Origin of the sequence: Macrococcus equi (assembly GCF_047426745.1) — a bacterium.
In the GTDB taxonomy this organism is placed as follows: Bacteria; Bacillota; Bacilli; order Staphylococcales; family Staphylococcaceae; genus Macrococcoides; species Macrococcoides equi.
In genome coordinates this window covers 171,531-193,242 of sequence record NZ_CP179732.1, presented here as the reverse complement: position 1 = coordinate 193,242, position 21,712 = coordinate 171,531, and the positions used below count along the sequence as shown (strand labels likewise).

23 protein-coding genes, 1 pseudogene and 1 riboswitch are annotated in these 21,712 nt (G+C 33.3%); of the genes and pseudogenes, 20 read left to right on the top strand and 4 right to left on the bottom strand.

Going from position 1 to position 21,712, the window contains the following annotated elements:
- Window positions 1–26 precede the first annotated feature (26 nt).
- Window positions 27–128: riboswitch (SAM riboswitch) on the top strand.
- 71 nt (window positions 129–199) lie between these two features.
- From ACMGE6_RS00960 to ACMGE6_RS00950, 3 genes are read left to right on the top strand one after another with little or no spacing between them, the layout of a single operon-like run.
- The gene (locus ACMGE6_RS00960; RefSeq protein ID WP_414054114.1) at window positions 200–1,225 is read left to right on the top strand and encodes a methionine ABC transporter ATP-binding protein; all 1,026 of its coding nucleotides are present in this window, start codon (window positions 200–202) and stop codon (window positions 1,223–1,225) included.
- Window positions 1,218–1,910: a methionine ABC transporter permease gene (locus ACMGE6_RS00955; RefSeq protein WP_414054113.1), complete on the top strand. Its 693-nt coding sequence runs from the start codon at window positions 1,218–1,220 to the stop codon at window positions 1,908–1,910. The genes ACMGE6_RS00960 and ACMGE6_RS00955 overlap by 8 nt, the downstream gene beginning before the upstream one ends.
- 44 nt (window positions 1,911–1,954) lie before the next feature.
- Window positions 1,955–2,779, top strand: coding sequence for a MetQ/NlpA family ABC transporter substrate-binding protein (locus ACMGE6_RS00950; RefSeq protein WP_414054112.1), 825 nt, complete (start codon window positions 1,955–1,957; stop codon window positions 2,777–2,779).
- 44 nt (window positions 2,780–2,823) lie between these two features.
- Here ACMGE6_RS00950 and ACMGE6_RS00945 read toward each other — a convergent pair whose 3' ends face one another.
- Window positions 2,824–3,189: a DUF1304 domain-containing protein gene (locus ACMGE6_RS00945; RefSeq protein ID WP_414054111.1), complete on the bottom strand. Its 366-nt coding sequence runs from the start codon at window positions 3,187–3,189 to the stop codon at window positions 2,824–2,826.
- A gap of 237 nt (window positions 3,190–3,426) precedes the next feature.
- On the opposite strand from ACMGE6_RS00945, the gene sufC reads away from it, so the two are divergent.
- From sufC to ACMGE6_RS00915, 6 genes are all read left to right on the top strand, one after another.
- The gene (gene sufC / locus ACMGE6_RS00940; protein ID WP_414054110.1) at window positions 3,427–4,203 is read left to right on the top strand and encodes a Fe-S cluster assembly ATPase SufC; all 777 of its coding nucleotides are present in this window, start codon (window positions 3,427–3,429) and stop codon (window positions 4,201–4,203) included.
- 29 nt (window positions 4,204–4,232) lie between these two features.
- Window positions 4,233–5,534 carry a Fe-S cluster assembly protein SufD gene (sufD, locus tag ACMGE6_RS00935; RefSeq protein ID WP_414054109.1) on the top strand — a complete coding sequence of 434 codons (1,302 nt, stop codon included), beginning with the start codon at window positions 4,233–4,235 and terminating at the stop codon, window positions 5,532–5,534.
- A 24-nt stretch (window positions 5,535–5,558) separates the two neighbouring features.
- The gene (locus ACMGE6_RS00930) at window positions 5,559–6,794 is read left to right on the top strand and encodes a cysteine desulfurase (RefSeq protein ID WP_414054108.1); all 1,236 of its coding nucleotides are present in this window, start codon (window positions 5,559–5,561) and stop codon (window positions 6,792–6,794) included.
- Entirely contained in the window at window positions 6,784–7,248 is a 465-nt protein-coding gene (gene sufU / locus ACMGE6_RS00925) for a Fe-S cluster assembly sulfur transfer protein SufU (protein WP_414047812.1), read from the top strand. The genes ACMGE6_RS00930 and sufU overlap by 11 nt, the downstream gene beginning before the upstream one ends.
- 20 nt (window positions 7,249–7,268) lie before the next feature.
- Complete coding sequence (gene sufB / locus ACMGE6_RS00920; protein WP_414044702.1) at window positions 7,269–8,666, top strand: Fe-S cluster assembly protein SufB; 1,398 nt, start codon at window positions 7,269–7,271, stop codon at window positions 8,664–8,666.
- A gap of 138 nt (window positions 8,667–8,804) precedes the next feature.
- Entirely contained in the window at window positions 8,805–9,731 is a 927-nt protein-coding gene (locus tag ACMGE6_RS00915) for a magnesium transporter CorA family protein (RefSeq protein WP_414054107.1), read from the top strand.
- Window positions 9,732–9,793: 62 nt separating this feature from the next.
- Here the strand turns inward: ACMGE6_RS00915 and ACMGE6_RS00910 are convergent, their stop codons facing one another.
- Together ACMGE6_RS00910 and ACMGE6_RS00905 are read right to left on the bottom strand one after the other, a co-directional pair.
- Window positions 9,794–10,555 (bottom strand): ABC transporter permease, encoded by a 762-nt coding sequence (locus ACMGE6_RS00910; protein WP_414054106.1) that lies wholly within the window; start codon window positions 10,553–10,555, stop codon window positions 9,794–9,796.
- A complete protein-coding gene (locus ACMGE6_RS00905) occupies window positions 10,552–11,268 on the bottom strand; it encodes an ABC transporter ATP-binding protein (protein ID WP_414054105.1) in 717 nt (238 codons plus the stop codon). The genes ACMGE6_RS00910 and ACMGE6_RS00905 overlap by 4 nt, the downstream gene beginning before the upstream one ends.
- A 57-nt stretch (window positions 11,269–11,325) precedes the next feature.
- Here ACMGE6_RS00905 and ACMGE6_RS00900 point away from each other — a divergent pair, with 57 nt between their 5' ends.
- The 11 genes and pseudogenes from ACMGE6_RS00900 to dltD all read left to right on the top strand — a co-directional run bounded on the left by ACMGE6_RS00900 (window position 11,326) and on the right by dltD (window position 21,350).
- Entirely contained in the window at window positions 11,326–12,174 is an 849-nt protein-coding gene (locus tag ACMGE6_RS00900; RefSeq protein ID WP_414044698.1) for a DUF72 domain-containing protein, read from the top strand.
- A gap of 17 nt (window positions 12,175–12,191) precedes the next feature.
- Window positions 12,192–13,019, top strand: a complete 828-nt coding sequence (locus ACMGE6_RS00895; protein ID WP_414046809.1) for a sulfite exporter TauE/SafE family protein — start codon at window positions 12,192–12,194, stop codon at window positions 13,017–13,019.
- Window positions 13,020–13,034: 15 nt separating this feature from the next.
- Window positions 13,035–14,360: a bifunctional metallophosphatase/5'-nucleotidase gene (locus ACMGE6_RS00890; RefSeq protein ID WP_414054104.1), complete on the top strand. Its 1,326-nt coding sequence runs from the start codon at window positions 13,035–13,037 to the stop codon at window positions 14,358–14,360.
- A gap of 77 nt (window positions 14,361–14,437) precedes the next feature.
- Window positions 14,438–15,352 (top strand): lipoyl synthase, encoded by a 915-nt coding sequence (lipA, locus tag ACMGE6_RS00885; protein WP_414044696.1) that lies wholly within the window; start codon window positions 14,438–14,440, stop codon window positions 15,350–15,352.
- A gap of 10 nt (window positions 15,353–15,362) precedes the next feature.
- A pseudogene (locus tag ACMGE6_RS00880) lies at window positions 15,363–15,755 on the top strand (YutD family protein); the annotation flags it as partial.
- A gap of 162 nt (window positions 15,756–15,917) precedes the next feature.
- A complete protein-coding gene (locus ACMGE6_RS00875; protein WP_414054103.1) occupies window positions 15,918–16,949 on the top strand; it encodes a serine hydrolase domain-containing protein in 1,032 nt (343 codons plus the stop codon).
- Between the two features lie 219 nt (window positions 16,950–17,168).
- Complete coding sequence (dltX, locus tag ACMGE6_RS00870) at window positions 17,169–17,300, top strand: teichoic acid D-Ala incorporation-associated protein DltX (RefSeq protein ID WP_414044694.1); 132 nt, start codon at window positions 17,169–17,171, stop codon at window positions 17,298–17,300.
- Between the two features lie 14 nt (window positions 17,301–17,314).
- Entirely contained in the window at window positions 17,315–18,739 is a 1,425-nt protein-coding gene (dltA, locus tag ACMGE6_RS00865; RefSeq protein WP_414054102.1) for a D-alanine--poly(phosphoribitol) ligase subunit DltA, read from the top strand.
- The gene (gene dltB / locus ACMGE6_RS00860; RefSeq protein ID WP_414054101.1) at window positions 18,736–19,947 is read left to right on the top strand and encodes a D-alanyl-lipoteichoic acid biosynthesis protein DltB; all 1,212 of its coding nucleotides are present in this window, start codon (window positions 18,736–18,738) and stop codon (window positions 19,945–19,947) included. The genes dltA and dltB overlap by 4 nt, the downstream gene beginning before the upstream one ends.
- Window positions 19,948–19,958: 11 nt before the next feature.
- Entirely contained in the window at window positions 19,959–20,195 is a 237-nt protein-coding gene (gene dltC, locus ACMGE6_RS00855) for a D-alanine--poly(phosphoribitol) ligase subunit 2 (RefSeq protein WP_414044691.1), read from the top strand.
- Entirely contained in the window at window positions 20,196–21,350 is a 1,155-nt protein-coding gene (gene dltD / locus ACMGE6_RS00850; RefSeq protein WP_414054100.1) for a D-alanyl-lipoteichoic acid biosynthesis protein DltD, read from the top strand.
- A 31-nt stretch (window positions 21,351–21,381) separates the two neighbouring features.
- On the opposite strand, the gene ACMGE6_RS00845 is transcribed toward dltD, so the two are convergent.
- Window positions 21,382–21,645, bottom strand: coding sequence for a DUF3055 domain-containing protein (locus ACMGE6_RS00845; protein ID WP_414044688.1), 264 nt, complete (start codon window positions 21,643–21,645; stop codon window positions 21,382–21,384).
- Window positions 21,646–21,712 lie beyond the last annotated feature (67 nt).

Genomic DNA, 21,712 nt, shown 5'->3' with positions numbered 1-21,712 from the left:
ACATATTCACATTACAAATAAATATACTCTTATCCAGAGAGGTGGAGGGATGTGCCCTTTGAAGCCCGGCAACCGTCGTAAGACATGGTGCCAATTCACATAAAGTTTTTAACTTTAGAAGATGAGAGAGTCGAAAATAGATTATTATCGTCTTTCTTATGTTTTCATAGGAAAGACGTTTTTTGTTAGGAGGACAAAATTGATTACATTAAATAATGTTGTGAAAACTTTTACAACGAAAAAAGGTGATATCCAGGCAGTAGACAATGTTAATCTAGAAATTAACAGTGGAGAAATTTATGGAATCATTGGTTTCAGTGGTGCTGGTAAGAGTACCTTAATACGTATGTTCAATGGATTAGAAGTACCTACTAGTGGTGATGTCATTGTTAACGGAAGCACTATCAATAAATTAACTAAACAGCAACTTAATAAAGAACGTCAAAAAATTTCTATGATTTTTCAACACTTTAATCTACTTTGGAGTAGAACTGTGTATGATAATATTGCACTTCCTTTAGAAATTGCAGGAGTGAAAAAACAGGAAATAGGACCAAAAGTTAAGTCACTAATAAAACTTGTAGGATTAGAAGGACGTGAAAATTCATACCCTTCTGAATTGTCAGGTGGACAAAAACAACGTGTGGGCATTGCACGTGCGTTAAGTAACGATCCTAAAGTATTACTATGTGATGAAGCGACTAGTGCACTTGATCCACAAACTACTGATGAAATACTGGAGTTACTAGTAGATATTAATAAAAAATTAAATTTAACAATTATTTTGATAACTCATGAAATGGAAGTAATTCGTAAAATTTGTCACAAAGTTGCGGTTATGGAACTAGGAAAAGTAGTTGAAGAAGGTTCTGTAATAGAAGTATTTAATCACCCGAAAACAAATATTACTAAACGATTTGTTCGTGATGATATTCAGGATAATGAGATTGAGGCTTCAATCGAAGAGATAAAACAAGCTTATCCTCACGGAAGTATATTGAGACTTAAATTTGTTGGATCTTCTACTGGACAACCTATTGTCAGTAAAGTGATAAAAAAATACGGTTTGGATATGAATATCTTAGCTGGAAATGTCAAACATACTCAAGCAGGATCATTTGGTAATCTGATAGTACATGTCGAGGCTGTAAATGGCTCATTGCAACCAATTGCCGAAGAACTAAAAAGTCATGGTGTTGAGATGGAGGTAGAACGTCATGGATAAATTTATTACCACACTAACTGAAATGTTGAGTATGAAAAATGTTGTATGGGCCGATGTATGGACAGCAACAGTTGAAACATTGTCAATGACCTTTATCTCTGCATTATTTACATTTATATTCGGCCTTATTATCGGTATTATTCTATTCCTGACTTCTCGAAGTAAGTCTAAAGTAGCACGTATATTCTATAGCATCACTGCTTTTATCGTTAACTTATTTAGAGCAATTCCATTTATTATCTTAATCTTATTACTTTTCCCTTTTACTAATCTTATAATGAATACGATTAGTGGTGTTAAAGGTGCATTGCCTGCTTTAATTATTGGGGCAGCTCCATTTTATGCACGTTTAGTAGAGATTGGATTGAAAGAGATTGATAAAGGTGTAATAGAAGCAGTGGAATCAATGGGGGCTAATACTTGGACATTAATTAGAAAAGTACTGATTCCAGAGAGTTTACCAGCAATTGTTTCTGGGATTACTGTTACAACAATTGCACTTGTTGGATCAACAGCAATAGCTGGTGTCATTGGCGCAGGTGGACTAGGAAACTTAGCTTATTTAGTTGGTTTTACAAGGGGACAAAATGATGTGATATTTATATCTACTGTCATTATTCTTGTTATTGTTTTTGCAATTCAATTGGTCGGAGACCTTATTACGAAGAAAGTTGATAAACGATAATTATCCATATGGATTTTTATAAATTAAATAAAGGGAGTGTTAGAATGAAAAAGTTTTTATATGTATTACTTACAGCTTCATTAATCTTAGTATTAACAGCATGTGGAAGTGATAAAGAAAAGGCTTCAAAATCTGATGACAAAACAATTACAGTTGGAGCTTCACCAGCACCACACGCAGAGATTTTAGAACAAGCGAAAGATGCACTTAAAAAAGAAGGCTATGATTTAAAGATAAAAATTATTAATGATTATACAACACCTAACCGTATGTTAACTGAAGGAGATTTAGATGCCAACTTCTTCCAGCATACACCTTACTTAGACACTGAGAAAAAAGCTAAAGGTTACAAAATTGAATCAGCAGGAAATGTACATATTGAACCTATGGCCGTATATTCAAAAAAAGTTAAATCTTTAAAAGATTTACCGAAAGGTGCAACAGTTTATGTATCTAATAATCCGGCAGAAGAAGGACGTTTCTTATCATTCTTTACAAAAGCGGGATTAATTAAATTAAAAGATGGTGTTGATCCGGTTAAAGCAACATTTAAAGATATCGTTGAAAACAAAAAAGACATTAAATTCAACAACAAACAAGCTGCAGAATTTGTTCCTAAAACATATAACAATGGAGAAGGTGATGCAACAATCATCAACTCAAATTTTGCTTTAGAAAATAAGCTAAATCCTGTAAAAGATTCAATCGCGATTGAAGGGAAAGATTCTCCTTATGCAAATTTAATTGCAGTTCAGGAAGGCCATAAAGATGATAAGAAAATTAAGGCATTAATTAAAGTATTACAATCAAAAGAGATTCAAGGTTTCATCAATAAAAAATATAACGGATCAGTAATTCCGGCAAAATAATAAAAAACTTGTATTTAAATCATTTGATTTAAATACAAGTTTTTTTATTTGAAGATAATCAATGCTATTAATGCTAAAATCGCAGGTAATCCTTGTTTTATCAGTATGCCTTTACTGCTCGTTATTGCGCCGTAAACAGCTGCAACAATCACAAAAATGAGAAACATCGTGGTGATTTCGTGCTGATGGTTACTGATAAATAATCCATAGCCAAGTCCTGCTGCAAGAAAGCCATTATATAATCCTTGATTTTTAAATAGTGTTTTAACTCTATCATCCTGTAAAAAATCGTAATCGATGTCAAAAGTGTCAGCAGCCTTTTGCGAATTACTAAAAAATATTTCGAGTATCATAATGTATATATGTTCGATAAAAACTACGGTTGCTAAAATAATTGAAATAATATGCATATTGTCCTCCATTGATTAAGGAATATTTTACAGTAAATAATAATGCACTAATAGTATTTTCAATAAATAGATATATTTTCTCATTGTTTAAAAATAATTTAGCCCGATTAATTTATCTCATACCTTATTTAGGTTATAATAGAGACTGTGATTTAAGTCATAGGTCTTTGACCTCAGATTAAAATTATTATAAACTAGATAAGATGAAACTATTATATATATCGGAGGGAATACAACATGGTATCAGTATTAGAAATTAAAGATTTACACGTTTCAATTGAAGGTAAAGAAATTTTAAAAGGTGTAAACTTAACGATTAAATCAAATGAAATTCATGCAATCATGGGTCCGAATGGTACGGGTAAGTCTACATTATCAGCAGCAATTATGGGACACCCTAAATATGAAGTAACACAAGGTGAAGTTTTATTAGATGGTGAAAATGTATTAGAAATGGAAGTTGATGAGCGCGCACAAGCGGGTCTATTCTTAGCGATGCAATACCCTTCAGAAATTTCAGGTGTTACGAATGCCGATTTCTTACGTTCAGCAATTAATGCGAAACGTGGTGAAGGTAACGAAATTAACTTAATGCAATTTATCAAAAAATTAGATAAAAACATGGAATTTTTAGAAATGGATCTTGATATGGCACAACGTTATTTAAATGAAGGATTCTCTGGCGGAGAGAAAAAACGTAATGAAATCCTACAGTTAATGATGTTAGAACCTAAATTTGCTATCTTAGATGAAATTGACTCAGGATTAGACATTGATGCCTTAAAAGTAGTATCTAAAGGAATTAATGAAATGCGCGGAGAAAACTTCGGTTGCTTAATCATTACGCATTACCAACGTTTATTAAACTACATTACACCTGATTTCGTTCACGTTATGATGCAAGGTAAAGTTGTTAAATCAGGCGGAGAAGAATTAGCGAAACGTCTTGAGGCTGAAGGTTATGACTGGATTAAACAAGAATTAGATATTCAAGACGAAACAGTAAACGCGTAAGTCTGATTAATAAATAGGAGGAAAATGTGATGAGTACAATCGATGTGACAAATGACATAATTAAAGATTTTTCAGCATCACGTAAAGAACCATCATGGATGGCAGATTTACGTGTCGATGCATTTAACAAGATAAATACAATCGAAATGCCTAAACCAGACAAGACTAAATTAGATAAATGGGTATTCGATGTTCACCATAAAGATATTAAAAGCGCAACATATAACTCAACTGATGCATTACCAGAAGCGGTTAAAAATTTACTCGATATGGACAAAGTTGATAATTTAATTGTTCAACATAATAATACTCCCGCTTTAGTTAAAGTAGAGCAAAAATTAATCGACCAAGGTGTCATCATAAAAGATATTGAATCTGCATTGGTTGAAAATGCTGATTTAGTTAAACAATATTATATGACTGAAGCAGTAAAAGTAGATGAGCATCGCTTAACTGCGGTACATGCAGCAATGATGAATGGTGGCTTATTTGTATATGTGCCACGTAATGTTATCGTTGAAAACCCAATTCAATATGTTGTATTACATGATGATGCAGATGTTAATATTATTAATCATTTAATTATTGTTGCGGATGAAAGTGCTGAAGTAACATATGTTGAGAACTATTTATCAACTGTTGATACAAAAGAGACGCAACTTAATTTAATTTCTGAAGTAATTGCTAAGGATAATGCTAAGATTACGTATGGTGCAGTAGATTTCTTAAATAAAGGATTTACGGGTCATGTCATTCGTCGCGGTGTAGCCGCATCAAATGCAACGATTGACTGGGCATTAGGTTTAATGAATGATGGCGATACAATTAATGACAATACAACATATTTAAATGGTGATAACTCAAAAAGTAATTTAAAGATTGTTGTTGTTGGTCGAGGAGAACAGAAATTAAACTTCACAACTCAAATTATTCAGTATGGTAAACATTCAGAAGGCCATATTCTAAAACATGGTGTGATGAAAGATGCAGCATCTTCAATCTTCAATGGTATTGGACACATTAAACATGGTGGAACGAAAGCTGATGCGCAACAAGAATCACGTGTATTAATGTTATCAGAAAAAGCACGTGGAGACGCTAACCCAATTCTTTTAATTGATGAAGACGATGTAACTGCAGGTCATGCAGCATCGGTTGGACGCGTTGATCCAATGCAATTATTCTATTTGATGAGTCGTGGAATTTCTAAGCAAGAGGCAGAACGTTTAGTAATTCATGGTTTCTTAGCGCCAGTAGTTAATGAATTACCGATTGAAGCAGTTAAGAAACAATTAACAGATGTTATCGAAGCTAAAGTCACAGGCAAATAAATTCGTTTGAAAGGTCTTGATAGTATGACCAAGTTAAATATAGATAAAATTAGAAGTGATTTTCCGATTATTTCAGAAGTAATCAATGAACGTCCACTCGTTTATCTTGATTCTTCTGCAACGAGTCAAAAACCTCAAACTGTTATTGATAAAACAGTTGAATATTATACACATATGAATGCGAACGTTCACCGAGGTGTTCATACTTTAGGGACGCGTGCTACAGACGGTTATGAAGGTGCGCGTGAAATAGTTCGTAATTTTATCAATGCTCAATATTTTGAAGAGATTATCTTTACAAGAGGGACTACAACTGCACTTAATTTAGTCGCACATAGTTTTGGTGATATGGTCGTTGAAGCTGGCGATGAGATTCTGATTACTGAGATGGAACACCATGCAAATCTTGTGCCTTGGCAACAACTTGCTAAACGTAAAGGTGCAGAACTTAAATACATTCCAATGAATGAGGATGGCACTATTTCTATCGATTCTGTTGAAAATGCACTTACTGATAAAACAAAAATTGTATCGATGGCACATGTTTCTAATGTATTAGGAACAATTAATGATATAAAGGCAATCACTGAGAAAGTTCATGCACATGGGGCATATATGGTTGTAGACGGTGCGCAATCAATTCCGCATATGAAAGTTGACGTTCAGGATCTGGGATGTGATTTCTTTGCATTCAGTGGACACAAAATGTGTGGACCAACAGGTATCGGTGCATTGTATGGCAAGAAAGCATTACTTGAAAAAATGGAACCTATTGAATTTGGTGGGGATATGATTGACTTTGTAGGCTTACAGGATTCTACATGGACTGAACTTCCTACTAAATTTGAAGCCGGGACGCCATTAATAGCAGAAGCTGTTGGGTTAGCTGAAGCCATTAAATATCTTGAAAGTATAGGCATGGATAATATTCTTGAATATGAACATGAGTTAACGGCTTATGCTTATGAACAAATGTCAGCAATTGAAGGATTAGAAATTTATGGTCCAACAGCAGATCTTCGTGCAGGCCTTATAACTTTTAATCTTGAAGGTGTGCATCCTCATGATTTAGCGACGGCACTTGATAGCCATGGTATTGCAGTACGTGCAGGTCATCACTGTGCACAACCTCTAATGAAGTGGCTTGGACAATCATCAACTGCACGTGCAAGTTTTTACATCTATAACACGAAAGAAGAAATCGACCAGCTAGTAACAAGCTTAAAAGAAACGAAGGAGTTTTTCAGTTATGAGTTTTAATAATTTAGATCAATTATATCGTTCAGTTATTATGGATCATTATAAAAACCCTAGAAATAAAGGGGTTATCGAAGATGGGACTTTAACGATCGATATGAATAATCCGACTTGTGGGGATAGAATTCGTTTAACTTTAAATGTTGTCGATGAAATAGTAGAAGATGTAAAGTTTGATGGTGAAGGATGTTCTATTTCAATGTCCAGTGCATCAATGATGACTGAAGCGATTAAAGGCAAATCAATCCATGAAGCCCTTCAAATGAGTGACGAATTCTCTAAGATGATGCTCGGAGAAGATTATTCATTTGATGAAGATGCAGGTGATATTGAGGCGTTATCAGGCGTAGCAAAGTTTCCCGCACGTATTAAATGTGCGACACTTGCCTGGAAAGCATTAGAGCGTGGAACTAAAGATAATAATAATAGTCATGTGAGTGAAGAAATTAACGAATAATTTAAAAGGAGTGATCAATAATGGTTAAACAAGCACCTGATGTTGGGGATTATAAATATGGTTTCCATGATAAAGACGTATCTATCTTCCGTTCTGAAAGAGGATTAACTGAAGATATCGTTAGAGAAATCTCGAAAATGAAAGAGGAACCTGAGTGGATGTTAAACTTCCGCTTAAAATCACTGAAGCAATTCTATAAAATGCCGATGCCAATGTGGGGTGGCGATTTATCAGAATTAAATTTTGATGAGATTACGTATTATGTCAAACCATCAGAACATACAGAGCGTTCATGGGATGAAGTACCTGAAGAAATCAAACAAACATTTGATAAATTAGGTATTCCTGAAGCAGAACAAAAATATTTAGCAGGTGTATCTGCACAATACGAATCTGAAGTTGTATACCACAATATGCAGGAAGATTTAGAAGAACAAGGGATTATCTTCAAAGATACTGACTCTGCATTACGTGAAAATGAAGACATCTTCAAAGAACATTTCGGTAGTGTAATTCCACCGGCAGATAATAAGTTTGCTGCTTTAAACTCTGCAGTTTGGTCAGGTGGTTCATTCATCTATGTACCGAAAGGTGTAAAATTAGAAACACCATTACAAGCATACTTCCGTATTAATTCTGAAAATATGGGTCAGTTTGAGAGAACATTAATTATTGTGGATGAAGGCGCAAGCGTGCATTACGTTGAAGGTTGTACAGCCCCAGTATACACAACGAATTCATTACACTCAGCGGTAGTTGAAATTATCGTGAAAAAAGATGCATATTGTCGATATACTACTATTCAAAACTGGGCTAACAACGTATTCAACCTAGTAACAAAACGTACATTTGTCTATGAGAATGGTACGATGGAATGGATTGATGGAAACATCGGTTCTAAACTTACGATGAAATATCCGGCATGCTACTTACTTGGTGAAGGTGCACGTGGTATGACATTATCAATCGCCTTAGCAGGTAAAGGACAAGTTCAGGATGCAGGTGCAAAAATGATGCATATGGCACCGAACACGTCTTCTACAATTGTTTCTAAATCGATTTCTAAACAAGGTGGTAAAGTAGTATACCGTGGTATCGTTCATTTTGGCCGTAAAGCTACAGGTGCACGTTCAAATATCGAATGTGATACATTAATTATGGACAATGAATCAACATCTGATACTATTCCTTATAATGAAATGTTAAATGATAATATCTCTTTAGAGCACGAAGCGAAAGTTTCAAAAGTTTCTGAAGAACAATTATTCTATTTAATGAGCCGTGGTATTTCTGAAGAAGAAGCAACAGAAATGATCGTAATGGGCTTCATTGAACCATTTACTAAAGAATTACCAATGGAATACGCAGTAGAAATGAACCGTTTAATTAAGTTTGAGATGGAAGGTTCTATCGGTTAATATTGTACGCTCAGCACAAAGTCTTTGTAGGCTTTGTGCTTTTTTGATGAAAAGTTATTGAATAGACTTCATTATTATGTAGCGTAATAATTGATTTTCATGTAACCTTATAAAGTAAAGTTAAGTGAGGTGTTTAAAATGATTACTACATACATCAATTCAGACGAGATGACCATGGTGAAATCTGAAAAGTATCAGATTAACAACTGGGTAAATATGATTCAACCTTCTCGCGAGGAAATGGAAGAAGTCGCAGAACAATTCAATATACCGATTGAATTTCTTGAAGATCCATTAGATCCTGAAGAAAGTGCACGTATTGAATATGACGAAGAAACAAATTCAACGCTAATTATTAATGACTTTCCGATACTCGATAAAAATATACGACAGACGGAGTCTTATATCACTATTCCTATCGGTATCATTTTAAGTAAAGGCTATATCATTACGATATGTTCACATGAACATGACCTGTTTAATAAACTCATCAATTTAAAGCTTGATTTAAGGATGAAATCCAGATTCCTTCTGGAAGTACTGTTTACGATTGCAACAAAATATAATAATACATTGAAGAAAATTAATCGTGAACGTATAAAAATTGAAAGTAATTTAAGAAATTCATTAACCAATAAACAGCTTTATGAATTAATGGAAATTGAGAAATCGCTTGTTTATTTCCTGACATCATTGACTGCAAATGGTGATACAAATAAAAAAATCTTTAGGTCACGATCCATTAAGTTATACGAAGATGATAAAGAGTTATTAGAAGATTTAATGATTGAGAATACACAGGCATTGAATACAACTGAATTATATACACGCATTTTAGAAAGTATCACTGGTTCTTATTCATCACTTATCGGTAATGAGATGAATAATATTATGAAGTTATTAACATTGTTTACTGTATTTTTGACCTTACCGACACTTGTGTTTAGTTTTTTTGGTATGAATGTTGATTTACCAAAATTAGATTGGTATAGTACGATTGCTGTTGCTTTATTACTAATGATTATGATGTATATCTATCTCATGAAGAAAAATATATTTAAATAAAAATAACCCTTCTTGTCAATACTCAGTATTGTGAAGAAGGGCTATTTTTTATGAATCATACTTTAAGTTCTATAGTACTTACCGACATACTGGCTGCGTTCATTAAATAAAGTTGGATAACTTAAGAAACCTACCATCATACTGGAAATAGTTGCTGCTGTCAGTAATAAAAATAAGATTAATAATTGAAATTGAGCTGCTACTATTGGATTTGCACCTCCAATAATTTGACCACTCATCATTCCAGGCAACTGTACAAGGCCCATCGTTTTTTGACTTTCAATCGTTGGTATCATAGAATTCTTAATTGCTGTCATTAACACATTGTGAATGGCTTGTTTAGGCGTTCCTCCCAGCGAGAGAATAAGTTCAATCTGTTCATCGTTCTGATCTAATTCACTTATGAAACGATTGAGGAATAATAATGATAGTACCATTGCATTACCGATCATCATACCACTAATCGGTATGACATATCGTGCTTCAAATGGGATAATACGAAAACCTAGCAGTATGCCTTGTGTAACAACTTCGACAGTGATTAGTGTTAAGACAATTTTCCATGTAATTCCTTTAATGCCTTGTCCTTTTTTAATGATATTTTGAGTTGCAGCTGTAATCATTAACAATATCATGAGTAATATATAGATGGGGTGGTTGCCATCAAAGACAAATGTCAATAAGTAACCGATTAAGATTAACTGAATAGTACTGCGTATCGTGGCAATGATGATGTCTTTTTCAAGATTAAGTTTTAATACTTTACTCAGAACTAACGGTATAAATACGAATATAAGTGTTAATGCAAGCTGTGTAAATGTCACTCTAATTCTCCTTTTAAAAACGCATTGATAGTTTCATTGTCTGAATGGAATAATTGTTTCGCATTTCCTGTTGTGATTATTTCGCCGGACTTTAACATACAATAGTTGTGTGCAGCACGACTTGCTTGGTCCACATCATGGGTAATCCAGATGACCGATACATTGAAGTCGCTATTTATCTTCTGAATTAAAGATTCAACTTCGCGGACACTTCTTGGATCCAGACTTGAAGTAATTTCATCTAATAATAGCACTTTCGGTTGATTGACGAGTGTTCTGGCAATGGATAATCTTTGCCTCTGTCCACCTGATAATTCTTTTACATTTTGTTCTAATGCTATCGTATCAAGATTTAATGCATAAAGTAGATTTAACGCATCATCTCTGGATAATTTTTCGTTGAAAATTTGTTTCGGCAAATTTAAATTGTCATAGACAGTGCCTTGAATCATGGGAGCACTTTGTAATGCTAATCCAATTTGCTTTTTTAACTTTACTAAATCCAGTTGCATAATGGACTGACTGTCAAAAAATATTTCACCCGATGTGGGGCTTAGTAATCCATTAATCATTTTAAGTAGAGTAGTTTTACCCGAGCCGCTTGGACCAATAAGTGCTGTAATTTTTCCTGATTCAAATGTTGTTGTGACATTATTGATTATTGTTTTGTCGTTTATTTTAAAATAGACATGTTCTAATGCAATTGTAGTCATAAGTTCTCCAATCTGTATTTTAATGAGTTTATGATAAAATAAAAACTAGGTGATGAGATGATTTATATAGGATTAACAGGATGGGGAGATCATGATTTATTATATGCAGATCTCTCAAATAAAAATGAAAAGTTATATCATTACGCTGCACATTTTCCGATTGTTGAACTAGATGCAACGTATTATGCTGTGCAACCTGCACGTAATATTAATAAATGGATTAAAGAAACACCTGAAAACTTTAAATTTATCGTTAAAATCCATCAAGCATTGACAGGCCATGCGGATGTATTGGATTTTGCGGAAAGTAAACAAAAGCTTATTCAGCAATTTACAGATATGTTACTACCACTTCAGGCAGCGAACAAATTAGGTTGTTTATTAATTCAGTTTCCTCCTTGGTATGAGTGTGCGACGACTAATATAAATTATATTATTTATCTGAAGAAACATTTTGAACAATTTCCTATATGTGTCGAGTTTCGTCATGATAGTTGGTTTACTCCGGAAATGAAGGAACATACCTTAAACTTCTTATACGAACAGCAACTCATTCATTCAGTGTGTGATGAGCCTCAAGCGGGTCATGGTAGTATTCCGTTTGTTAACCGTATCACACATCAGGATGCATTGGTAAGGTTCCATGGACGTAATATTAATGGCTGGACGAAAAAAGATATGACAGATCAGGAGTGGAGAGATATTAGATATCTCTATGATTATAACGAAAGTGAATTAAAATTTTTAGCAAAAGAACTTCAGATTTTAGATCAAAAAGCGAGAAATGTATATGTTGTATTTAATAATAATTCTGGAGGACATGCCGCTCAAAATGCTAAACAAATGTGTGAGTTATTGAATATTGAATATACAGGTCTAAATTATAAGCAACTAAAATTATTTTAGGAAGTGTTTGTATGTGCATGGGAGCTATTTTTGTATTAATATTATTAGGTTTATTTTCCAGTATCATCGGTTCGATCGTTGGAATTGGAGGAGGCATAATTATTGTTCCAGCGTTAATATATTTAGGGATGGAAATTGGATTAATTGACGGCATTAGTCCGCAAAAAGCCATTGGAACCTCGACAGTGATATTAATTTCAACAGGACTATCTGCTTCACTGGGATACATAAAGCATAAACAAGCTGATTTAAAAAATGCAGTCATTTTTATGGTAGGTATTATTCCTGGTGCATTAGTTGGAGCGCATTTAAGTCAGTTTTTAACGATACATCGTTTTAATTTATATTTTGGTATATTTCTTATTATCATGAGTACGATACTGATGGTGAGAGACAAAATAAAACCGATTAAAATATTTCAGAATAAAAAATTTGAGAAATCCTATACAGATATAAAAGGAGATACATACTATTATAGTATTGCGCCATTACCTGCAATCATCCTTACCTTTTTAGTCGGATGTTTGACTGGATTATTTGGTATAGGAGGCGGAGCACTTATGACACCGCTAATGATTATTATTTTTCGCTTTCCACCACATATTGCAGTAGGGACAAGTATGATCATGATTTTTGTGTCAAGTGTAAGTGGGGCTACGAGCCATATTATTCAAGGAAATATTATTTGGTCATATGCCATCATTTTAATTGTAGCAAGTTTTATTGGAGCTAAAGTAGGGGTACAAATTAATAAAAAGATGAAATCAGCGACAGTTGTACTTATGTTGCGTATGATTTTACTGCTACTCGGGATTTACCTGATTATTAAAAGTTTCATCGGCTAATAAGGGGGCACTATTATGGAGATAAAAATATACCATACAAATGATATTCACAGTTATTTATCAAATTATAAAAAGATTACACGATATATTCTTGATATGAAATCAGAATCAAATCATGTATTATACCTAGATTTAGGTGATCATGTCGATAGAAGTCACCCTTATACAGAGGCCACGTTAGGACAAGCAAATGTTGCACTTCTGAATGAAGCGGAAGTTGATGTCGTAACGATTGGTAATAATGAAGGCATTACTTTGAATTTCGATGATTTTAATCGATTATATACTGATGCAAATTTTAAAGTGACCTGTTGTAATTTATATGATACAGAGGGTAACCTGCCGTCGCATATTGAATCATCAGTTATCGTTGAAAAAGAAGGAATATCATTTGGTATTATTGGAGCAACAGCTGAATTTACTCCGTTTTATAAAGCGTTAGGATGGGATGTAACTGACCCTATGTCGGCAATTTCAGCTCAAGTTAAACAATTGCGTTCTAAAGTAGATGTCGTGATTGTTTTAAGTCATCTCGGTAAATTTTTCGATCGTACTTTAGCAGAAAAGCATCCGGAGATTGATGTAATACTTGGTGCGCATACACACCATTACTTTGAAAATGGCGAAATAGTAAATGGTGTATTAATTGGAGCAGCAGGTCGATACGGTGAATATTTGGGAGAGGTTACCTTGTCTTTTGAAGAGATGCAATTAACCCATAAAAAAGCAAGGTTGATTAATACGGATGATATTCGAAATATAGAAGACGATTATTATTACAAGGGTAAGACTTTACTCCGAGAGACAGTTACTGAAAGATACATTGATTTACCGAGAAGACTCTATAGTGCGTCTTATACTACCCATTTACTAGCTCAGACATTGATGGACTTTACAGAAAGTGATTGTGCGCTAATTAATTCGGGATTAATTGTGAATGGATACACTGGAAATCAATTTACAAAGTATGACTTGCATAAAATGTTACCACACCCTATCAATCCAGTAAGAATTACTTTAACAGGAAGAGAGTTAAAAGAAGTCATCAATGTCAGCAGACTTCATGAATATAAAGATGAGATTGTTAAGGGATTTGGTTTTAGAGGAGATATCTTTGGTATGTATGTCATCCACAATATAGGATATATACAATCACAGCAACGTTATTTTATTGGTACAGAAGAAATAGATAATCATAAAGAATATCATTTGGCAACATTAGATATGTATACCTTTGGCCGATTCTTTCCACAATTCGTTCAAAATGAAAAAGAATATTTTATGCCGGAATTTCTAAGAGATATTATGAATACAGCGATTAGAAATAATAAGTACAATTAATGAACTTCAGAATGTTAGAATTTCAAATTATTTTCTTTGTGTTATAATTGTAGAATAATTATCTTGGAGGGATTTAATTGGCGACTAAGAATGAAGAAATCTTAAGAAAGCCCGAATGGCTTAAAATTAAGTTAAACACAAACAAGAATTACACGGGTCTTAAGAAGATGATGCGTGAGCACAACTTAAATACAGTTTGTGAAGAAGCAAAATGCCCAAATATTCATGAGTGTTGGGGTGAACGTCGTACAGCAACCATTATGATTTTAGGTGCAGTTTGTACGCGTGCATGCCGTTTCTGTGCAGTTAAAACTGGTCTACCGAATGAGTTAGATTTAAATGAGCCTGAACGAGTAGCTGAGTCTGTAAGATTAATGAACTTAAAACACGTTGTAATCACTGCTGTTGCACGTGATGATTTAAAAGATGGTGGCTCAGAAGTTTACGCTGAGACTATTCGTAAAGTTCGTGAAGTTAACCCGTATACAACGATTGAAGTATTACCATCAGATATGGGAGGAAGCTTCGAAAACTGGGAACGTCTGATGAATGCACGTCCAGACATTCTTAATCATAACATCGAAACGGTACGTAGATTAACACCAAGAGTTCGTGCACGAGCTAAATATGATAGATCACTAGAAGTTTTACGTCGTTCTAAAGAATTACAACCAGATATCCCTACAAAATCAAGTTTAATGGTAGGTTTAGGTGAAACCTGGGATGAAATATTAGAAGTAATGGATGACTTACGTGCGAATGATGTGGATATTATGACAATCGGTCAGTACTTACAGCCATCTCGTAAACATTTAAAAGTTCAAAAATATTATACACCTTTAGAGTTTGGTAAATTACGTAAAATAGCAATGGAAAAAGGATTCAAACATTGTCAAGCTGGTCCAATGGTACGTAGTTCTTATCATGCTGATGAACAAGTGAACGAAGCTGCAAAGGAAAAACATAGATTAGGTGAAACGGCAAGCGAGTAGGTGACGTATGATTATCAACATAAATCAACATTATTTTCATATTATAGAAAATCATAAAGATGCCTTTAATCAGGAAATGTTTGAAGGTAGATATTCTGAAATTCTTGATCGCTACCCATATATTGTCGGTGATATTGGTTTTGAGCAGTTAAGACTCAAAGGTTTCTTTGATGACAATAAGAAAGGTGCCGATATCAGTAAGCGATTCTCGTCGATACAAGATTATTTGCTTGAATACTGTAATTTTGGTTGCCCTTATTTTGTGCTTAAACGCTTAACAGACAGTGAAGTTACAAAACTTATTCAACCCGAGGCAATTGAGACGATAGTTGATGAATCAAGTGCTTCTACACAAAATGCACCGGAAACTGAATTAGTTGATGACTTTAATGAAACAGAACATCATAATGAACAGTCTCATGATAATAAAGAAGCATTACAAGCCGATGAGATAGAGCATAACAACAAAACATTAAAAGGTTTTCTAGGATAAATCTATATTGTAGACAGGCAGAATCGAGCTTTTCGGTTCTGTCTATTTTTGTAGAAAGTTGGGATGTGAAGAATGGATGTTCAAAAAGTTTTAAGTTATAGTAAGACGAGCTTTAATCATGGTGCACCTGTAAATTATAACTATTATTTAAAACGTGTTCAGAAGAATCAATTTAAAATGATAGATAAATTAAAAAAACTTAATGTTAATCAGCCGTTCTTTGGCAGTATTTTAATCGGAGATTATGTTGATAACTTTCAATACAATGCAGGGTTTTTAAAGCAACAGGACAGTCGATTGATTTCAAATGATAGTCTATATTTAACAGGTTCAATCCAAAAATTTATGACCGGTATACGCATCGCACAGCTTGAGGAAGCGTGTTATTTATCGCGTAAAAATCTAGTTAAAAACTACTTTCCTGAATTAAGTAATGACCAAGTTACATTAGAAGATCTATTATTACATCGAAGCGGAATGAAACAATATGAACCAGGAGATGCTAAATCATATGAACAATGTATTGAGTCCATCCTGCAGGATACTTTCATTGAATCAATTTACGGTCAATATGAGTATAATGACGGGAACTATGTCTTACTTTCAAAAGTAATTGAAATAGTTACCGGTAAGAGTTTTAAAGAAAATATAATACAGCATATATTACAACCGCTTCATATGTATCAGACATATTTTTTTGATGATGTTCAAGGATACTTTGTGCATGGCATGACGAATGCTTACGGATTACTATGTCCGACATTAGACGAGCCACTTGTTCATTATATGGGGGCAGGCAATATGTATATGACATTAAATGATGTCCAGATTTTATGTCATGCTTTTGTCACTGGAAAAATTCTTAAACAAGAGACGATGGATAGGCTCATTGCTCCATTTGAAAAATACGAGCAGGATTATAGATATGGATTTGGTGTCAAGAAAGGGTATTATCGTATACGTGGCGTACTCAATGGCATAGAAGTCATCGCTTGGTTTAATGATAAAAAAATAGTGATTGTTGCTACAAACTTTATAATAATGGATGATATGAAACGTAGTGAAAAACTCGTAAAGTATCTCTTTAAAAATCATAAATTTTAATGATATTTATCTTTACTAAACTGTAATATTAAATCCTTTAAATGGAATATAGATATATAATTATAAATTTGTCTATTTTGTTAATGTTTTATAAGTGTTGATTTAAAGGCGTTTTAACGCCTTTTTTTGATGGATAAATAAATTAAGTTATTATTTTATTGTGTTATGTGTTGAAATATTTCTGTAATATAAATATAATCTCTTTATGGCAAAAAGGAGATGTTCCTATTGACGAAGGAAAATATGAAACTTATCTTTCTGACACTCCTCTATCTAATTATCCTGTTCGCCTTATTCTGGATCTATGCTGGAGGGTCAGTAGAAAATAACTTTATTTACAATGAATTTTAATATGGAGATTTGAAATGAATATTTTAAAGCGAATTACACATTATGCAAATACAACCCCAGATCGTATTTGTTTTGTTCATCGAAATGAACAAATGACATATTTAGAGCTAGAACTATTAAGTAATGGATTAAGTAAATTAATAGAAGAAAGTTATAAGCCATTATTTGTCTATGGACATATGTCAAAATGGATGATCGTTGGTATGATTGCGGGACTTAAAAGTGGAAAAGGTTATGTACCCATTGATACATCGATTCCGTATGAGAGAATCCAGAAGATGATTGAAGTGATTCAGCCGGAATTTATGCTTGATACAGAGCTATTATCTCCTGAATTTAATGGAACATTAATACGTCCTGATATGATTCATAAAGAAGTTGAATATGCAGGTGAAATCGCACCTGGAGATGTTGCTTATACAATCTTCACTTCAGGTTCAACAGGTACACCTAAAGGCGTAGAAATTCTTGCATCTTCATTAGACGACTTTACGTTATGGATGGAGAGTCTATACGAAGGACAAAATGAAAATTACTGGCTTAACCAGGCACCATTATCATTTGATTTATCTGTTATGGCAGTTTATCCATCAATTGCGACTGGTAGTACATTAGTAATGGTTGATAAGGATATGATAAAGAAACCGATAGAAATATATCAGGTATTAAAGCAATATTCTATTACAGCATGGGTATCGACACCTTCATTTCTTGAAATGTGCTTATTATTACCAGAGTTTGAACAAGAAAAACATCCTAATCTAAAATATTTTTATTTTTGCGGGGAACTATTTAAACACAAGACGGCTCAAACCTTATTAAATAAGTTTTCTGAAAGCACAATCTATAATACTTATGGACCAACCGAGGCGACTGTTGCAGTTACCGGAATACAGGTAACGCAAAATATATTAGATGAATATAATCCTTTACCTGTAGGTTATGCTAGACCAGGTGTTGAATTAATGATTACAGATGACTCAGAAATATTAATTAAGGGAGACGCTGTCAGTATTGGATACGTGAAGTCACCTGAGAAAACGGCGTCACATTTCTATGAAGAAGATAATATAAGGGTTTATCGTACTGGTGATGCAGGGATAATTAAGAATGAACTACTTTTTGTTAATGGGCGTCTTGATTATCAAATAAAGCTTAACGGATACCGTATGGAGCTTGAAGAAATCGAACATGTTATTACTGAATTGGAAGGTATCAGTCAGGCAGTGGTCACTCCTATTGAGAAGAATGGCAAGGTAAGTTATCTCGTCGCACATGTTGTTAAATCAGAAAGTATCGCAATGGAAACGATTAAACAATCACTTTTATCAAAGTTACCAACGTACATGGTACCGAAAAAATTTATTGAACATGAGCATATTCCGATGACTCCAAATGGTAAAGTAGATCGTAAGCAATTGAAAGAGGTTTGTGTATGATTCCCTATGGTGATTTTCCATTCTTTCTCATTGCGTTGATTATACTACTTCCGATTATAATATTAGGTATATTTGGCAGAAAAAATATTCATTTAAATTTTGTCGCAACGCTTATTATGATTGTGCTTATATTTAAAGATGATACGCATTTTCTGTTTGTACCTTATTTATCATATGCATTGTTAAGTCTGGCTGTATTTGTTCTGTTACAGATTGTATTAATTAAGCTATATATTAAAATAGCTGTCAAAAAGAATACTTTACCAATTTTTATAGCTGTATTACTTTTCTCAATACTGCCATTAATTATTGTAAAAGTATTACAAAGTTCATTATTAGGATTATCTTCATGGATGATATATGATACCCCTGCGAAAAATATTTTTGGCTTTTTAGGTATTTCGTATATTATGTTTAAATGTATTCAGATTATCCTTGAGGTTCGTGATAAACGTATAAAATCGATGAATACATACAATCTTTTGAGATTCCTGTTATTTTTTCCGACAATTTCATCAGGTCCGATTGATCGATACAAGCGATTTTTAAAAGATGAGGCAAAACCTCTCACAAAAGAACGTTACAGTGACTTACTAAGCAAAGCCATTCATTATATTTTTATTGGCTTTCTGTATAAATATATAATTGCGTATTTAATTAATACGTATATTATTAATACAATACATTTCGATACAGATCCTTTTATTTATAAACTTGGATATATGTATGCCTATGCATTTTATTTATTTTTTGATTTTGCGGGTTATAGCTTATTTGCAATCGCATTTAGTTATTTACTCAGCATTGAAACACCGCCAAACTTTAACAAGCCGTTTCTAGCAAAGAATATTAAAGATTTCTGGAATAGATGGCATATGTCGCTCTCTTTCTGGTTTAGAGATATGATTTACATGCGTTTTGTATTCTTTATGTCCAAGAAAAAGTATATAAAAAATAATCTCGTCATATCCAATATTGGTTTCATGATTAATTTTATGGTGATGGGAATATGGCATGGTATTGAATGGTTTTATATTGTATATGGTTTATATCATGGTATTTTGTTTGTGCTTTATAGTTATTATGAGCAGTGGAAGAAAAAACACCCATTAAAAATTCCTGCTAAGGTTATGGATGTTATCGGTATCATTGTTACCTTCCATATCGTTGCTTTTGGATTTTTAATTTTTTCAGGAAAACTATTTTAGGAGTGAAATAAATGAATTTTAAAGAAGAAGTATTAGATGTTATTGCAGAAGTAGCTGATGATGAAAGTGTAAAGACGAATCCGGATGTACGCATCTTTGATGAAGGAATATTAGATTCCTTTGCAACAGTAAACTTATTGATGCTGATTAATGACCGTTTAGATATTGATGTGACGATTACTGATTTCGATAGAGATACATGGGCAACACCAAATATGATCGTCGCTGAATTAGAGCAGTTGAGATAAGTGAAGAAATTTCTACCAGCAATTATCAGTATCGTTATTTTTCTAGTATTTATTTGTCTTCCAAATGATTTTATTGGCAAAAGATCCCCGATAAAAGTTACGACGAGTGGTGGAGCCAATTTAAATGAAACGACATTTAAAGGGAGAATCATTCAGGAAAATTTATTTAAATCTAAGCAATATTATCCGATTCTTGGTTCGAGTGAACTAGAAAAACCCGATCCTTTTCATCCGGTGCACATGTTTAAGATGATGCATATGGGTCACAAGCCCTTTTTGATTGGAACAGGTGGATCTACAGATATCATTCATGCAATCAATATAGGTAGTAAGGTTGGTAAGATTGATAACAAAAAACTAGCCATCATTATTTCACCACAATGGTTCACAAGAAAAGGAATTCTTGATGAAAATTTTTCAGCCAGATATTCAGAATTACAGTTACATGATTTACTCAAAAACAAGCATCTATCAAAGGCATTTAAAAAGAAGTTAAGTCATCGATTACTTGATTTTACGGCAACTAAAGATCAGTATGGTGTAGAATATTATGCAAAAGATAAAAAACATTATGAATCATCACTCAGTGATAAAATGTATATTAATCTAATGCAGAAAAATGACGTGATGAAATCAATGCTGATGCTTACGAATAATTTTTTACATCATTCAAAAACGATTGATTATAAAGGAAAGTCCTGGAAAGAAGTAGCTCAAATCGCTGAAGATTATGGTAAACGTCATGCGACAAATAATGATTATGGTATGGAGAATAGTTATTACAAAAAAATATTGCATCATCAGAAGAAATTATTTAGAAATCATGAATTTTATTTGCAATCTAAAGAATTTGATGACCTAGATTTATTATTACAAGCTTTACATGAAGCGAAGGCAGATCCATTGTTTATCATATTACCGGTCAATGGTAATTGGTATGATCATATTGAACTTCCATATGAACGTAGATTACCTGTATACCAGAAAATTAACCAGCATATTAACCGTTATGGCTTTAAAACATATGATATGACTGACATGGATTATGAACCTTTTGTCATAAAAGATGCAGTACATATTGGCTGGAAAGGCTGGGTTTATATTAACGAACAGATGAATCTGCATATGAAACATCAATACCCTTATAACCAATAAAAAATGAGCGTAATTTACGCTCATTTTTTATTTAGTGAATGACTTCATCTAAAAATGCAGTGATCTCCTGTGCATCGGTCTCATTGATGCCGAAAACGTGAGCGATATATCCCTCTTCCTGCAAATCATCACGTCCGATAATTCCAAACCTATTAGACTGGGTATTTAAGACGATGGTCTTACCGTAGTGTCTATCTGTTTGAATGAGCGCAAGGTCGTGACGATTTTCTCCTACGAAACTAACAAATCGAATATTAGCTTTTTCTGTATCATCATATAAAAACATATCAAACATTCATCATTCCTCCATTTATTTTATTATACATGTTGTGTTTTACTTTTCAAAATTTGATAAAATAACA